Raw genomic sequence first — 14,480 nt, forward strand, 5'->3', positions numbered from 1 at the left:
CACCTGGCCCGTTTTTCTTATGACTTCCTATGAATGGCTTACCACTCGGCGACGCTGCCGTCCGGGTGGCGCCACACCGGGTTGTGCCAATCGGGCGCGTTCTGGGCGGCTTCCACAATGCGTTCCTCGTCCATCACCACGCCCAGGCCGGGGCGGGTGCTGGCGGTCAGGAACCCATCCTTCACCGCAAAGTCTTCGGGGTTGGTGATGTAGTCCAGCAGGTCGGCACCACGGTTGTAGTGGATGCCCATGCTCTGTTCCTGGAACACCGCGTTGTGCGACACAAAGTCCACCTGCAGGCATGCGGCCAGCGCCAGCGGGCCTAACGGGCAATGCAAGGCCAACGCCACATCATGCGCCTCGGCCATGCTGGCGATGCGCACACATTCCGATATGCCGCCGGCATGCGAAACGTCTGGCTGCAGGATGGCAATGCCGCCACCGGCCAACACACGCTTGAAGTCGTAGCGCGAGTACATGCGCTCGCCCGCTGCCAGCGGAATGGCGGTATGCTCGGCCAGCCGTGGGTATTGCTCGGCATGTTCGGCCAGCACTGGCTCCTCTACAAACAAGGGCCGCAGCGGCTCCAGTTCGCGCAGCAGCACCTTGGCCATGGGCAAGCTCACCCGCCCGTGGAAGTCGATACCGAAGTCCACACCAGAGCCAAAGGCCGAGCGGATTTCGGTGAACTTCTCCAGCGCACGGTCTACCGCCGCGTGGGTGTCGACTATGCCGAACTCTTCGGTGCCGTTCATCTTGAAGGTGTCAAAGCCGCGCGTTTGCGCCAGGCGAATGGCGTCCACCACCTCGGCCGGACGGTCGCCGCCCACCCAGCAATAGGTTTTCATACGGTCGCGCAGCTTGCCGCCCAGCAACTGGTACACCGGCACGTTCAGCGATTTGCCCAGAATGTCCCACAGCGCCTGGTCGATGCCGGCAATGGCGCTCATCAGCACCGGGCCACCGCGGTAAAAGCCGCCACGGTACATGACCTGCCACAGGTCGTTGATGTTGCGCGGGTCTTGGCCGACAAGATAGTGCGACAGCTCTTGCACCGCTGCTTCGACGGTGCGCGCCCGGCCTTCCAGCACTGGCTCACCCCAGCCAACGATGCCCTCGTCGGTTTCGATTTTCAGGAACATCCAGCGCGGCGGAACGCGGTAGGTGGTGAGACGGGTAATCTTCATGAAGCTTCCTTAAGCCCTACAGTGGCTTGAGTGTGGATGAATGCCGCCCTAGTGGGTGCGGATAAGCATTTTGAGCCAAGATAGCGCCAAAATTTGCCCTCGAAGGATTTGACTGATGTCTCACGAATTTCAAATGTCCAAACGCCGCCTGGTCACAGGAGCTGCGTTGTCTCTTTTGGGCGGCGCGCTCGCGTCTCCGCTGGCCCACGCGGCCGGGTTCCCAGACAAGCCCCTGCGCATCGTGGTGCCGTTCGGCGCCGGTGGTGTAGCCGATTTGACGGCCCGCACCGTGGCCCAGCACATGAGCGAAACGCTGGGCCAACCGGTGGTGATCGACAACAAGCCCGGTGCCGGTGGTGTGGTGGCATCCGACCTGGTGGCCAAGGCTGCGCCCGACGGCTACACGCTGCTGCTGATGTCCAACGCCAGCGCCGTGAGCGCTGGTTTGTTCAAGAGTTTGCCGTTTGACACGCTGCGCGACTTTGCGCCCGTGTCGGTGCTCGGCACGTTCGACATCGCGATCGTGGTGCCCGCCAATTCACCCTTCAAAACATTGCCCGAGTTGCTGGCGTTTGCGCGGGCTCATCCCGGCAAGCTGAACATTGGCAGCATCAACATTGGCAGCTCGCAAAACCTGGTGGCTGAGCTGTTCAAGAGCCTTGCGGCGGTAGAGGTGCAGATCGTGCCGTTCAATGGCACGCCTGCGGTGGTGACTGCCCTGCGCGGTGGTCAGGTGGATGCCGCCGTAGAAATTTTGTCGCCGGTGTTGCCGCAGATTCAGGCCAAGGCTTTGCGCGTGTTGGCGGTCACCAGTGCACAGCGTTCACCCGCGTTGCCTGATGCGCCCACGTCCAAAGAAGCCGGTTTGCCGGATCTGCTGGCGAGTTCGTGGAACGCTTTGGCTGCACCCGCCAAAACACCTGCGCCGGTCATCGCGCGCTTGAACCAGGCCGCCGTGGCCGCACTGCAAAACCCCGAAGTTCGGCAGAAACTGCAGACCCTGAATGTGCAGGCCCAACCCGGCACGCCGGAGCAGGCAAGCCAACTGCTGGCGTCTGAAGTGAAGCGCTGGGGCGACGTGATCATCAAAGCGAAGATCGAGAAGCAATAAGCGCTTGAGAGGGTGCCGGATATAAAAATGAGAGCGCCTCACGCATAGCCACTGTGCGTGGAAGCCACTTTTTCTTTAAGACTGGGTGGAGAGGCGCGGTGCGTCGCGCTACTGGCGTTGGCAGGCGCTAGGCCCGTGCGGCGGGGTGTGTTCAGCAGCGCATGCAACTGCGGCAGGATGGCCACGGCGGCGCGCTCGCCTTGCGCCACGATGCTTGGAATCTTCGCGTAGTCGAACGAACCCACAGGCTCAGCAAATACCGGCGTGACCGCGATCACCAAACCCTGCTGTGCAGCCTGTTGAAGCCCATGCGGCGCTTGCAACCGAAGCGGTGCCGCGTGGGCGTGCGGACGGCTCTGGCCCATCAGGCCATCAAGGTACAAGGCCGTCTGCTGCAGCGTGCCATCTGTAGCGCCGTCCTCTGCACCACCGTCTAAACCACCCAAGACCAACACCGCATCGCTTGCCGGCCACGCACCGTGGGTGTACTGGCTGCCATCGTGCATCCAGGGTTGTAAAACGAAGGGCCTCGCGTGGCTGGCCAGAAGCACATCGGCCAAGCGTCCTTGTGTGAACACAGCCTGTGCGCCGGGGCGGGTGCAGGTATGGCCTCGGGTGTCGGCGGCCGTGATCATCAGCGGCGTGGCGGTGTTTTCCATCCGCATGTCGCCAAACAGTTGCTGTAGCGCCTGGGCATGTTCCCGCGCGGCGGCATCATGGCTTTGATTTGGGCCGGCGCCTGGTCGCGTGGGGGTGTGGCTGCGCTGGTGCAGCATGGCCAGCAGGGTGGCGCGCTCGTCGCGTTGCCGCGTGAGGTGGTGTGTCCACAACTTCGGGATCCAGTCGGTCACTTGCGCCGTTGGCAGGCTCAGCGCCATCAACGCGGCAAACAGCCCACCGCCGCCAGCACCATGGCTGTTGCAACCCACCAACTGGTGTATAGCCAAACCCTCGCGTGCCAGCACCTGTGCCAACCCTAAACCGACGGCGCATTGCACACCACCGCCTGCGATCACCACGGTAATGCGCTTGGGGCTGGTGCGTTGGCCGGGCTGCAGAGGCATGAGCTTTGAGTACGACGAGGCCAGGGCTTCAGTGGGCAGGGTGGTGGTGCGTGACCTCGCTGCGCCCGAGCCAACGCCCGGCTTGTTCCCACATCGCATTCAGCACACCGCGCATGGCCGACTGCGGCTCGTACTGCACGAAGCTGGCATCACACGTAGCCTCAATGCCCAACCAGCCATGCTGGTCGACGACATGGGTTTGCCCTTCGTGCAATTGCTGGTCAACGCAGAACGTCGTCTCGGGCACCCAAGTGGCTGGGCCATTCAGGTTCACCACGCCCTTGGTGACCAAAATGTGCATGCCCCGGCGCACCGGCGTTTGCAGTTGCTGGCCTTGGCTCAAGGCGAATTCCGTCGACGTAGACGTGTGCATGGGTGTGTTCATGGCAGTGCCTTTGGTTGCGTTGCACGTGGTACGAAATGGCTGGGCTTCAAGCCGTACACCCTGTGAATGCATTTGATCTGGGCGTTGGAATACGCGTTGGATCGGCATCTGTGGAAGAGGTACCGCACCCTTCCTCTCGGTGTGGCCCGGATTCTGAACGCGACGTGCTTGCGCGTCTGTCGCTACTTGTGGGGACAGCCGTGCTTGTCGCTATTCGTAGTGACAAGCCGAACGGAAAGGGCTCTGCGGCCAACCCTTTCATCCACATACGTGTTGCAACATGTGAGAATTTGGAAACAAAATGTCGGCCGTCCCTCGATGGCTCCCGTACATCAACCATGCTCACGCCCGTGCCCCAGCAGATTTTCAATGTGGTGGTGGTCGAAGACGACCTGTTCTTCGTGCGCGCGTTCAGCGCTGCGATCGAGGGCGCGGCCGATCTGCGCCTGCAAGGGGTGGCACACAACTGTCGTCAGGCTCGTGTGTTGCTGGAGCAGCCAGCGGCAGACGTGCTACTCGTTGACCTGGGCCTGCCTGACGGGCCGGGGCTGGACATCATCCGCGCCGCGCAAATCCGCTGGCCGCAGTGCCACGTGATGGTGAGCACCGTGTTTGGCGACGAGGCCCATGTGATCCAGAGCATGGAGGCCGGTGCGGCTGGCTACTTGCTCAAAGACAGTTCACCCGAGCGGGTGACCGAAGAGATCCGCTCGGTGTTGGCGGGTGGCAGCCCCATCAGCCCGTTGATTGCGCGCCGTTTGCTCACGCGTTTTCGGCATGCGTTGGCGGCCGAGTCAGCCCCGGCACCTTTGTTGCCGCAGGTGCCGCAAACACGCGTGCCCACACCGGCCATGCTCGATCAGGCGCGCCTGTCGCCACGTGAGAGCCAGGTGCTGGAATACATTTCCAAAGGCTTTAGCTACGAGGAAATCGCGGCGTTGATGGCGGTGTCGCGCAACACAGTATTGAGTTTTGTGCGCCGCATCTACTCCAAGCTCAAAGTGCGCTCGCAGCTTGAAGCCGTCCATGAAGCGCGCAGCCAAGGTTTGCTGGTCGACTAAGGCCGCGCTGCTGGCACTGGGACTGCTGGTATGGAGCGGTCTGGGAATCGCCGCAACGCCATCCGCACCACCTTCTGCAGAGACTCAAGTCACGCAGGCCGAGCTACGTGTGCAGACCGGCGCGGCTTTTGAAGCACCTCCTTGGCAGCTCGACAACGCCTCTCTCAACGCTCTGGCGGCCATGGTCACGCCAGATCAAACCACGGTCACCTTGCCCTACACCTGGCCGCGCATGATCGTGCCCGTTGGCGATGCCTCCACGCAGCATGCCGTGCGCACCACCTGGCTGCAGGTGGCGTTGCCACGCACCTGGGCGCAGCCGGGCGGCACGTGGTTGTATTTGCCACGCTGGCAAACGATTGGGCAGATCGCCATCTACGGTGACGACCGGCTGCTCTACCGCTCGCACGCCGACCTAGTGTGGAACGGGTTTAACCACCCGCTGCTGGTGGCGCTGGATGGCGACGGCACCTTGCCGTTGCCGCACACCTTGCGCATCCGCATTGACAGCCAAGCCAGTGCGGGGGGCGGAGTGTCTACCCTGTGGGTGGGCTCGGCTGCGGCATTGCAGCCGCGTCATGGCTGGCGCCTGCTGCTGCAAACGCGTCTGCCGGAGTTGAGTGGCATTGTGGTGTTGGGGGTGGGCGTGTTTGCGCTGCTGGTGTGGCTGTGGGGGCAGCGCGAGCGCGCGTATTTGTTGTTTGCCATGTTTGCCTTGGTGGGCGCCTTGCGCGGGCTGCATTACTACATTGGCTTGGAACCGTTGCCCGTGCCCTCGGCCTGGTTTGGCTGGATGACGGTGAATGCGGTCACCGTGATGCTGGTGGTGTGGTACTACTTCGTGACCACACTGCTGCTGCCTTATCCGCACACAGCGCGTTGGCCGGGAAGGGCGTTGCTGGGTTTACTGCTGGTCTCGGCCACCGCCACCTTGCCGCCGCTGGCGGTGCTGCCCGGCATGGACGTGCTCGCGCCCATGACCTACTTGCTGGCCATGCTGGCGGCGGTGCCCTCGTGTGTCTACCTGGTGTGGCTGGCCATGCGGCAAGGCAAGCTGGAAGCGCTGTTTGCCGCGTTGATTGGTGTGGTGGACCTGTGCATCGCCACACACGACTGGCTGATGCAAAACTACTTCGTGGGCCCCGAAGATTTTTACTACGGCGCGCTGGCGGCCACACCACGTTTGCTGATGTTCATCTACGTGGTGATAAGCCGCTACGTGGGCGTGGTGGTGCAAGCCGAACAAGCCAACACGCAGTTGGCGCAACGGCTACAGGCGCGCGAAACCGAGTTGGCCGCCAGCTTTGACAAGCTGCGCGTGGTCGAGCAGCGGCAGGCGCTGCACGGCGAGCGGCAACGGCTGATGCAAGACATTCACGATGGCATGGGCTCGCAACTCATGAGCGCCTTGCACGTGGCCGAGGCCGGCCATCTGAGTGGCGTGCAAATGGCCCAGGTGCTGCGCGAATGTATTGAGGATTTGAAACTCACGGTGGACTCGCTGGACCCGGCCGAGGCCGACCTGTTTCCCTTGCTGGCCACCCTGCGCTACCGCTTGGCGCCACGGCTGGAGGGATCAGGCTTGCAGTTGCATTGGGCGGTGGCCGATGTGCCCACGCTGCACTGGCTCGACCCACGCAGCGCCTTGCACGTGTTGCGCATTCTGCAAGAGGGCATCAGCAACATCATCCAGCACGCCGGCGCCAGCGTGCTGCGTGTCGAGACGGGCGTCGCCGATGGCGGTGTGTTTGTGCAACTGACCGACAACGGCGCGGGTTTTGATGGACATGCCGACGAGGTGCGGCAGGCGAGGGGCGGCCATGGCAGCGCCGGAAAGGGCTTGTCCAATATGCTGCGCCGCGCACATGCCGTAGGCGCCGAACTCGGCTGGCAGGTGCTGGAGCAAGGCACCTGCTTCAGGCTGTGGCTGCCATTGCAAAAGGGCGCAGAGCGACTGCGCCAGGAGGCGCGGCATGCAGCGCATGCAAGCATCTAAAGCCATCTCTACCTTGGTGCGCAAAAACAATGCTGCGACCTGGTTGTTGGCGCTGGCTTTGTCTTTGGCGATTGTGGTCACGGTGTGGGCGGTGGAGCGGGTCGATGCCGATCCGCAGAACCCGGCGGTGCACCACCTGACGCAAGCCGAAGTCCATGTGGACGTGATCACAGGCACAAGCGACACCAGCGATGCCTTCATGGCGCCACCGCGCTTGTTGGGCCCGGCCATGTTGCCGCAAAACTGGACACCTGTGGCCTTGCCGCATGTGTGGCCGCGCACCACGCCGGCCGGAGAGCGCAACGCCGAGGGTGTGATCGTGCGCACCTGGCTGCAATTGCAGCTGGACGACCTGCTGCCCACCGCCAATGGCCTCTACTTGTACCTGCCACGCTGGCAAACAGCGGGGCGCATCGCGGTGTATGGCGACCAGCGGTTGCTTTACCGCTCGAATGGCGATGTGGTCTGGAGCGCCTTCAACTACCCGCTATGGGTATCACTGGACCCGGACGGCACCGCGCCGGCGCCCAAAGTGCTGCACTTGCGCATCGACAGTCTGGCCGGCGCCGGCGGGGTTGTTTCAACGGTGTGGATCGGCCCGGAAGAGGCCTTGGCCCCTATGTTTCGTTTACGCAGCCTGCTGCAAACCGGCATACCTGAAGTGCTGAATGTGGCTGCGCTAGGCCTGGGGGCATTTGCCTTTGCTGTGTGGACGCGGCGGCGCCACGAGCGCACGTATCTGCTGTTCGCCCTGTTTACTTTGTTCTGGGTATTGCGCAGCCTGCGGTACCACGTGGGTTTGGAGCCTCTGCCGATTTCGAGTGCCTGGTTTGGTTGGCTGACCGTCAACTCGGGCAATGCGCTGTTGCTCACCTGGTATGTGTTTGTGGCCACATTGGTGCCCACGGCGCCGCGTTGGCCCAAGTATGTTTTGTCGGCGTTGCTGCTCGCCTCCAGCGTGGCCACGCTGCCGCTGATTGCCGACCAGGCCTGGGTCGCACCGCTGCTGCCACTGGCCTATGCTGCCACCGTGATGGCGGGGGCGCCCATGACCTTGCTCATGGTGTGGGCGGCCATACGCTATGGCGGGCGTGAGGGCATTGTGGCCGCATTGATTGGCCTGTTTCACCTGCCGCTGACCACACATGATGTGATGCTGCAGAACTTTGTGCAGAACGCGTTTCTCACGCCAGAGAATCTTTACGCCTGGCCGTTGTCCACCGTGGCGCGTTTGCTGATGTTTATCTACGTGATCTTGAGCCGCTACCTGCGCGCGCTGGACGAGACCGCGCAGGCCAACGCCCACTTGGCCCAACGCCTGCGCGCGCGTGAGCTTGAGTTGGCCGAGAACTTTGAAAAATTGCGCGTGGTGCAGCAACGCCAGCTACTGCACAGCGAACGGCAACGCTTAATGCAAGACATCCACGACGGCATGGGCTCGCAGCTCATGAGCGCCTTGCACGTGGCAGAAGCCGGGCACCTGAGCGAAGCCCAGATGGTGCAGGTGCTGCGCGAGTGTGTCGAAGACCTGAAGCTCACCGTGGATTCACTCGACCCCACCGAGGCCGATTTGCTGTTGCTGCTGGCCACCCTGCGCTACCGCTTGGCGCCACGACTCGAAGGCACGGGCCTGCGTTTGCAATGGGACGTGACTGACGTACCTGCGCTCGAATGGCTGGACCCACGTAGCGCGCTGCTCGTGCTGCGCATCCTGCAGGAAAGCATTCGCCACACCCTTCAGCACGCCAACGCGACCGAGTTGCGCGTGGTCACCGGAGAGAGCCACGGCGGTGTGTTTGTGCAATTGAGCGACAACGGTGTGGGCGCCTGCGTTCAGGCGCATACCGTGGGCGGGCAGGGTAGAGATACCTCTCACATGCTGCGGCGCGCCCAAGCGGTGGGCGGCAAGCTGAGTTGGAAACGCACCGCGCAGGGCACACACTTTCGGCTATGGCTGCCGCTGCGCAAGGGGGGCGAGTTGGCGGTGGTTTGAGTGGTCAACGACTTGATGCGGCATGCGTCACATTTTCTTTGCACAAGCGCAGTGTTTAGATGTTCAATGTAGGCCCCATCGTCGGAGATACCCCATGAAGTCTCTGAGCTTGTTTGCGGCCACACTTTGGATTGCCGTGTCCATTAACGCCAACGTTGGGCGCGCGGCTGAGGGCGATCCCTTTCAGGTGCAGGGCGAACAGCTTGTTCATGCCCCGCCGAGCGGTTGGAAGCTGGCCTGGATGTCCGGGGAGCCCGGTGGAAGCTATACCGTCGAATACATCAGTGGCACAGAAGATATTCAAGCTTGGCGTGAGGGGTATTTACAAATTGCACGAAATCCCTATCCCGCAGAAGAACTGCTCAAAGAGTTGGCCAGGCGCAAGACCAGCATTTCCGCGCTTGCGATTTATCAAGATGCAGATCAGGCGAAAAAACGATGTGCTGGAGCCTACACCCCGATGTCGATGGCGACCAATGTCTCAAACGGCGTGACCTATTCTGTGGGCGGCGGATTTTGCGACAAATATGGGCCCGCGGCGCCGTTTGGTGAAGGTGCGTTGGTCGGGTTCTTTGAGGGCAAAGACTACCTCTTCAAAGTGCAATATGGGTGGAGACCAAAATCGCCAGGCGATAAGAAAGAGTCGCCTTGGAGAATCTATCCTGACACTTCAAAACACTACCTAGACGCCATCACGCAATCGACTCTTTGTGGTGCGAGCGGTCAACCCAGTTGCTCAACGGTCTACGCGCGGTGAAGAAGCGCATTTTCACCGTTGGTAGGCTATTTATTCAGGCGCGCTCGCCGTATCCAGCCGCGCCAACTCGTCAGCCGACAAGCGCAACTGGCTCGCAGCCACCAACTCCTGCAACTGGTCCAAAGACGTGGCGCTGGCGATGGGCGCCACGACGGCAGGGCGTTGCATCAGCCAAGCGGTGGCGACCTGGGCTGGGCTGGCGTTGGTTTCGGTTGCCACCTCGTCCAGGGTTTGCAAGATGCGCAGGCCGCGCGGGTTGAGGTAGGTGGCCACCGTTTTGGCGCCGCGTATGCTTTTGCCGGCGTCTGCCTCGCTGCGGTATTTGCCGGTCAAGAAGCCTGCGGCCAGCGCGTAGAAGTTGATGACGCCTACGCCGCGTGAAGTGCATAGACCCTGTAACTCGTCTTCGAACACAGCGCGGTCGTACAGGTTGTAGAGCGGCTGCAGGGTTTCATAACGCGGCAGGCTCAGGCGCGCACTCACGTCCAGGGCGTGTGCAAAGCGTGGGGCGGTGTAGTTGGAGGCGCCAATGTTGCGCACCTTGCCGATGCGGATCAGGTCAGCGTAGGCGCCCAAGGTGTCTTCGATGGGGGTATCGCCGTCGTCATCGTGTGATTGGTAGAGGTCGATGTAGTCGGTCTGCAGGCGCTTCAACGAGGCATCGACCGCCTGGCGAATGTAGGCTGGGCGCAGGCCCTTTTGATCCTGGCCCATCGGCTTGCCGACCTTGGTGGCCAGCACCACTTGATGACGGCGGCCGCTGCGTTTGAACCATTGGCCGATGAGGGTTTCAGACTCACCGCCGCTGTGGCCGGGCACCCACGCCGAGTAGACGTCTGCGGTGTCGATGAAATTGAAGCCGGCGTCCAGCCAGGCGTCGAGCAATGAAAAGCTGGTGGCCGCGTTGGCCGTCCAACCAAACACGTTGCCGCCAAAACAGATGGGCGATACCAACAAGCCACTACGGCCCAGCGGACGAAGTTCCATGCGAAAGACTCCTGACAGTGAAGGGCGGATGCGGACCCGCCACAGTAAGCATGCAGCCTAAATCAAAAATCTTACGCTGGTTGGTGCATGCGCTGCGTGTGGATAGTTCGTATGCACACGAATGCAGGGCGGCAAAAGCGCGGCGGCTGTCTAGGTCTTGTCGCGCGGCTTGTTGTCGCCGTGCAGCCATTCGTGGTGTTCGCGCCACTCGGCTTCGCGGCGGCGAGCGTCGTTGCGTTGGTGTGTGCGGTAGCGCAGCACAGCGAGCCAAACAATCAGAATGCCCAGAATGAACAAAAGTTTGGGGGCCCAAGCTGTCAACAGTGCCATCAAAGCTGCTTTCCTTTCATAAGTATTCAAAGCAGTTTGAGGCCGTTGGCGCTCAAAGTTCCGCAAATCAATTTAAAGTGTAGCTAAAGGTATTTATTTCCTGAATTTTTGAAGGGGCTTTTGTCGGGTTTCATGTGCACCTGCCACCGTGCCCGAAGGCACGGTGGCAATGTCTTTTCGTGGTTTAGCTGGCGGCGCAACTGAAGTTGGCCGCATCTTCCAGGCTGCCCGATCCCTTGTACTTGGCAAACTTGGGGTAGGGGCACAGAGGGCGTGTGCGGTTCGGGAAATCGGTATTGCTGGCCAGTGCCTTGGCGGCAATGGTGTCCGGTGCAATGCCTTTTTCCACCCAGTCGACCATGGTTTGTACTGAATCAAAGGTATCTGTGGCCGGGCCGCCCGAGCAGTGGTTCATGCCCGGCACAAGGAAGGTGCGCGCGAAGCTTTGCGTGGCGTCGATGCCGCCGTTATTTGCGGCCAACCGTTTGTAATAGTCGATGGTGTCGAGCGCCGAGAAGATCGGGTCCGACATGCCGTGGATGAACAGCATCTTGCCGCCGCGCGCCTTGAAGGCCGCGAGTTTGTCGTCGGCATAGGTGTCGTAAACGGCAGAGAAGGCGCTCATGCGGGCGGGGTCGGTGTCGAAGTTGAACGCTAATGGGTTGAACGTGGGGTCGGCCGGCGTGAAGAACTCGTTGACCAAGGCGTCGACCATCAAGGTGACGTAGGCCGAGTTGGGGGTGGCCGTGGTGGAGGTGCCCAGCGTCCAGGCGCGCCAGCCTCCGGCGGCGATGCCTGGGTCCCACGCTTGCCCGGCATAAAGGGCTGTGCCGTTGCTGTTGCGCGGGCCGGCAAACACGTCTTTCAGGGCGCCGACTTGCGCGCTGCTCAGGCAGCTATCGGCCTTGGCGCCGCTGCACTGCAGAACAGGGGGGTTGAACTGGCAGGCCTGGGTGTTTTGCACCATGCCGTCGGTGGCACCATCGGCTGCGTCACATGTGGTATTGATGGCGGTGGCCACCAGTTTCAAATCGCTGTTGCTGAAGGCTTGCGACAAGATGCGTTGGCCGCTGCCATTCACTGGCGCAATGGCGTCAAACTTGATGTTGTTCCACATCGCCGCCACGGTGGCGCCGCTTGAGACACGCATGGCCGGTGCCCCGGCGGTGATGGCGTCAAAGTACTCCGGAAAACGCTGCGAGAACATCATGCCCTGGCGCCCGCCGCCCGAGCAGCCCGAGAAATACGAATGGTCTGGCTTGCGGCCATAACGCCAGTTGATCAACGCCTTGGCGGCGACAGCGGTTTTATCGTGGGCGTTGTAGGCATGGTCGATCTTGGCTTGCGGATCGGTGCCGAAACCAGCGGCGCTGGTGCCCGAGTGGCCGGCGTCGGTCGACACAACGGCAAAGCCTTGACCCAGTGGCGAGGGCGTGCCGCCCGAGATGCTGGAGCTGAGCGAGGTGTCGCGCAGCGTGCCGTCGTTGCCGCCGCCACCCAGGTACAGGAAGCGGCCGTTCCAGGCGTCTGGCAGGCTGAGTTCAAAACCGATCGCGTAGGGTTTGCCGTCCACGCCCGTGCGCGGGTTGATGCTGCCGGTGATGACGCAATGCCCGGGCAGGAAGTCGCCCGTGGTGAGGGTGCCGGGGCGTTTTGTGCCCGCCGCTACATAGCGCGCAGTCAAGGTGGTGGCGCTCAGACCGGCTTTGGCGGCGGCTTGGCTGGCCACCGTTGCGCAGGCGTTGCTGGCGGCTTGGGGGTCTAAGGCGTCAAGCAGTGTGGCGTTCGCTCCACTACCGCCGCTGCCACCGCCGCCGCAGGCAGCAAGCCACAGCGGGGTGAGTAAAAGGGTGCCTAGGGTTTTGCGCATGGTGATGGTCTCCTGGTTTTTTAGGGTGCGTGAATCCAGGGCAGGGACTTGCACCCTGCCATCGAATCGAAGAAAAAGAGTGGGTTAGTCCGCCTTGAAGCCGGTGGCCGCCACGGCCTTGCCCCAGGTCGCGGTGTCGGCGCTGATGATGTTGGCGAAGGCTTCACGGCTGGTACCCGTTACGCGAAAACCGGCGTCTTCCATCTTGGCGCGGCCTTCGGGCGACTGCACGGCGCGCACGATGTCGGCGTTGAGTTTGGCCACGATGTCGGCCGGCGTGCGGGCCGGGGCAACAATGCCAAACCACGAGCTGAATTCAAGGTTTGGGTAGCCTTGTTCCTTGATAGTGGGCACGTCTGGCAATGCATTGGTGCGTGTGGCGCCCGTGGTGCCCAGGGCCACCAGCTTGCCGGCTTTGACGTTGGGCGCGGCCAAGCCTACGCTGGCAAACACGCCTTGCACGTCACCGCTGAACAAGCCGCCCAGCGCATCGCCTGTGCTTTTGTAGTGCACCGGCTCGGGCTTGAGTTTGACCGCGTCGCCAAACATGAAGGCGCCAAAGTGGCCGGGTGTTCCGGCGCCAAACGTTGCCAGGAACAAGCCCTTTTGCTGCTGCGTCCACGTCACAAACTCTTTGACGTTTTTGGCTGGCACTTTTTGTGGATTGACCAGCAACACGAAGTCGGAGCTGACCACCTGGCTTACGGGAATGAAATCTTTTTGTGGGTCGTAGGGCAACTTGCTGTAGCTGCTGGGCGCAATGCTCAACTGGCCGGTTTCACCCAGCATCAGCGTGTAGCCGTCGGGTGCGGCGCGCGCCGCTTCGGTGGCCGCGATCAAGCCGCCAGCGCCGGGTTTGTTGTCGACGATCACGCCCATGTTGCCCCAGCCTTCCGACAACTTTTGCGCCAGCAGTCGGGCCACGATGTCGGGCCCGGTGCCGGCCGGAAAACCCACGATGATGCGCACGGGCCGTGAGGGATAGTTGTCGGCCCAAACGCTGGCAGAACAAGACAGCAGAGCGGCGGCACTAAGGCCCGTCAAAAGAGCTTTGCGGCGGGACGTTTGCGTGGGGTGTGCGGTGGCGGTGGTCGTTTTCATGTTTGTCTCCTGGATGTTTTTTGGGGAAAAAGGGAAGGGCTCAGGCCAGTTCAAAAAAGCGCATGACCACCTTGTCCGGGTGGCGCACACCGGCGCCCACAAACAGGCGCTGGTTGATCCAGCCCAGGCTGGCGGAAGCCGTTTCAAAACTCGGGCTGCAGCGGAAATAGATTTGTGCCGGGTCGACAGGCTCGCCGCGCGCCAAGCGCGCCATCAACTCGGGCGGCCCGGAGCGCACGGCGCGGTTGTGCACGTAGATGAGTTCGCCGGCATCGGTCTCCAGCACGTAGCGCGCGTCCAGCTCGGCCAGGCTGTCGTTCACCAGCAGTTGAAAGTCGGCGCCGCCGGGCAGCACACGGGCACGCCAGCCGGTGCCTTCGACCTCACCGCCGGTGATGGGGATCACCCGGCGGCGGCCATGCGGTGTGGCGCCGACCTCTTGGGGTTGGCCCACTTGCACGAAAAGATGGGCAAAGTGGCGCAGTTCTGGGGGAGCAAGTGTGTTCACAGGGCACAAAAAGGTGGTTTGGTGGCGTTGCGTTAGCGTAAGTCCTGTGGTGCATGGGGTGTGTCATCCGTGAAGATGACAGCATGAATATGGTTATATGGAGTAATCAATGAGGACGTGGCGGGGCGCC

At 62.1% G+C, this 14,480-nt stretch carries 13 protein-coding genes; 5 read left to right on the top strand and 8 right to left on the bottom strand.

Features of this window, described 5'->3' with window-relative positions:
* Positions 1-38: 38 nt before the first annotated feature.
* Positions 39-1,187 (bottom strand): galactonate dehydratase, encoded by a 1,149-nt coding sequence (gene dgoD / locus ACPWMG_RS10555; protein WP_483304595.1) that lies wholly within the window; start codon positions 1,185-1,187, stop codon positions 39-41.
* 133 nt (positions 1,188-1,320) lie between these two features.
* Between dgoD and ACPWMG_RS10560 the strand changes: the two genes are divergently transcribed.
* Positions 1,321-2,298, top strand: a complete 978-nt coding sequence (locus ACPWMG_RS10560) for a Bug family tripartite tricarboxylate transporter substrate binding protein (protein ID WP_483305227.1) — start codon at positions 1,321-1,323, stop codon at positions 2,296-2,298.
* A gap of 38 nt (positions 2,299-2,336) precedes the next feature.
* Here ACPWMG_RS10560 and ACPWMG_RS10565 read toward each other — a convergent pair whose 3' ends face one another.
* Together ACPWMG_RS10565 and ACPWMG_RS10570 are read right to left on the bottom strand one after the other, a co-directional pair.
* The gene (locus tag ACPWMG_RS10565) at positions 2,337-3,362 is read right to left on the bottom strand and encodes a patatin-like phospholipase family protein (protein ID WP_483304596.1); all 1,026 of its coding nucleotides are present in this window, start codon (positions 3,360-3,362) and stop codon (positions 2,337-2,339) included.
* 28 nt (positions 3,363-3,390) lie between these two features.
* Positions 3,391-3,747: a hypothetical protein gene (locus ACPWMG_RS10570; protein WP_483304597.1), complete on the bottom strand. Its 357-nt coding sequence runs from the start codon at positions 3,745-3,747 to the stop codon at positions 3,391-3,393.
* 350 nt (positions 3,748-4,097) lie between these two features.
* Between ACPWMG_RS10570 and ACPWMG_RS10575 the strand changes: the two genes are divergently transcribed.
* The 4 genes from ACPWMG_RS10575 to ACPWMG_RS10590 all read left to right on the top strand — a co-directional run bounded on the left by ACPWMG_RS10575 (position 4,098) and on the right by ACPWMG_RS10590 (position 9,554).
* The gene (locus ACPWMG_RS10575) at positions 4,098-4,808 is read left to right on the top strand and encodes a response regulator (protein ID WP_483304598.1); all 711 of its coding nucleotides are present in this window, start codon (positions 4,098-4,100) and stop codon (positions 4,806-4,808) included.
* Complete coding sequence (locus ACPWMG_RS10580) at positions 4,774-6,804, top strand: sensor histidine kinase (protein WP_483304599.1); 2,031 nt, start codon at positions 4,774-4,776, stop codon at positions 6,802-6,804. The genes ACPWMG_RS10575 and ACPWMG_RS10580 overlap by 35 nt, the downstream gene beginning before the upstream one ends.
* Entirely contained in the window at positions 6,782-8,797 is a 2,016-nt protein-coding gene (locus tag ACPWMG_RS10585; RefSeq protein ID WP_483304600.1) for a sensor histidine kinase, read from the top strand. Before ACPWMG_RS10580 ends, ACPWMG_RS10585 begins: the two co-directional genes overlap by 23 nt.
* A gap of 94 nt (positions 8,798-8,891) precedes the next feature.
* Positions 8,892-9,554, top strand: a complete 663-nt coding sequence (locus tag ACPWMG_RS10590) for a hypothetical protein (RefSeq protein WP_483304601.1) — start codon at positions 8,892-8,894, stop codon at positions 9,552-9,554.
* A 30-nt stretch (positions 9,555-9,584) separates the two neighbouring features.
* Here ACPWMG_RS10590 and ACPWMG_RS10595 read toward each other — a convergent pair whose 3' ends face one another.
* The 5 genes from ACPWMG_RS10595 to ACPWMG_RS10615 form a co-directional block, all read right to left on the bottom strand.
* Positions 9,585-10,541, bottom strand: a complete 957-nt coding sequence (locus tag ACPWMG_RS10595) for an aldo/keto reductase (protein ID WP_483304602.1) — start codon at positions 10,539-10,541, stop codon at positions 9,585-9,587.
* 150 nt (positions 10,542-10,691) lie between these two features.
* Entirely contained in the window at positions 10,692-10,871 is a 180-nt protein-coding gene (locus ACPWMG_RS10600; RefSeq protein WP_483304603.1) for a hypothetical protein, read from the bottom strand.
* 184 nt (positions 10,872-11,055) lie between these two features.
* Positions 11,056-12,741 (bottom strand): tannase/feruloyl esterase family alpha/beta hydrolase, encoded by a 1,686-nt coding sequence (locus ACPWMG_RS10605; RefSeq protein WP_483304604.1) that lies wholly within the window; start codon positions 12,739-12,741, stop codon positions 11,056-11,058.
* 84 nt (positions 12,742-12,825) lie between these two features.
* Positions 12,826-13,842: a Bug family tripartite tricarboxylate transporter substrate binding protein gene (locus ACPWMG_RS10610; protein WP_483304605.1), complete on the bottom strand. Its 1,017-nt coding sequence runs from the start codon at positions 13,840-13,842 to the stop codon at positions 12,826-12,828.
* A gap of 40 nt (positions 13,843-13,882) precedes the next feature.
* Positions 13,883-14,350: a DUF3237 domain-containing protein gene (locus tag ACPWMG_RS10615; RefSeq protein WP_483304606.1), complete on the bottom strand. Its 468-nt coding sequence runs from the start codon at positions 14,348-14,350 to the stop codon at positions 13,883-13,885.
* Positions 14,351-14,480: the final 130 nt, after the last annotated feature.

The organism is Hydrophilobacter chitinilyticus (assembly GCF_049860745.1).
Taxonomy (GTDB): domain Bacteria; phylum Pseudomonadota; class Gammaproteobacteria; order Burkholderiales; family Burkholderiaceae_C; genus Rhodoferax_B.

Coding starts and splice junctions, on each gene's coding strand:
- ACPWMG_RS10565 (WP_483304596.1), bottom strand. CDS start 3,362: ATGCCTCTGCAGCCCGGCCAACGCACCAGCCCCAAGCGCATTACCGTG.
- ACPWMG_RS10610 (WP_483304605.1), bottom strand. CDS start 13,842: ATGAAAACGACCACCGCCACCGCACACCCCACGCAAACGTCCCGCCGC.
- dgoD (WP_483304595.1), bottom strand. CDS start 1,187: ATGAAGATTACCCGTCTCACCACCTACCGCGTTCCGCCGCGCTGGATG.
- ACPWMG_RS10595 (WP_483304602.1), bottom strand. CDS start 10,541: ATGGAACTTCGTCCGCTGGGCCGTAGTGGCTTGTTGGTATCGCCCATC.
- ACPWMG_RS10560 (WP_483305227.1), top strand. CDS start 1,321: ATGTCCAAACGCCGCCTGGTCACAGGAGCTGCGTTGTCTCTTTTGGGC.
- ACPWMG_RS10585 (WP_483304600.1), top strand. CDS start 6,782: ATGCAGCGCATGCAAGCATCTAAAGCCATCTCTACCTTGGTGCGCAAA.
- ACPWMG_RS10590 (WP_483304601.1), top strand. CDS start 8,892: ATGAAGTCTCTGAGCTTGTTTGCGGCCACACTTTGGATTGCCGTGTCC.
- ACPWMG_RS10600 (WP_483304603.1), bottom strand. CDS start 10,871: ATGGCACTGTTGACAGCTTGGGCCCCCAAACTTTTGTTCATTCTGGGC.
- ACPWMG_RS10570 (WP_483304597.1), bottom strand. CDS start 3,747: ATGAACACACCCATGCACACGTCTACGTCGACGGAATTCGCCTTGAGC.
- ACPWMG_RS10580 (WP_483304599.1), top strand. CDS start 4,774: ATGAAGCGCGCAGCCAAGGTTTGCTGGTCGACTAAGGCCGCGCTGCTG.
- ACPWMG_RS10605 (WP_483304604.1), bottom strand. CDS start 12,741: ATGCGCAAAACCCTAGGCACCCTTTTACTCACCCCGCTGTGGCTTGCT.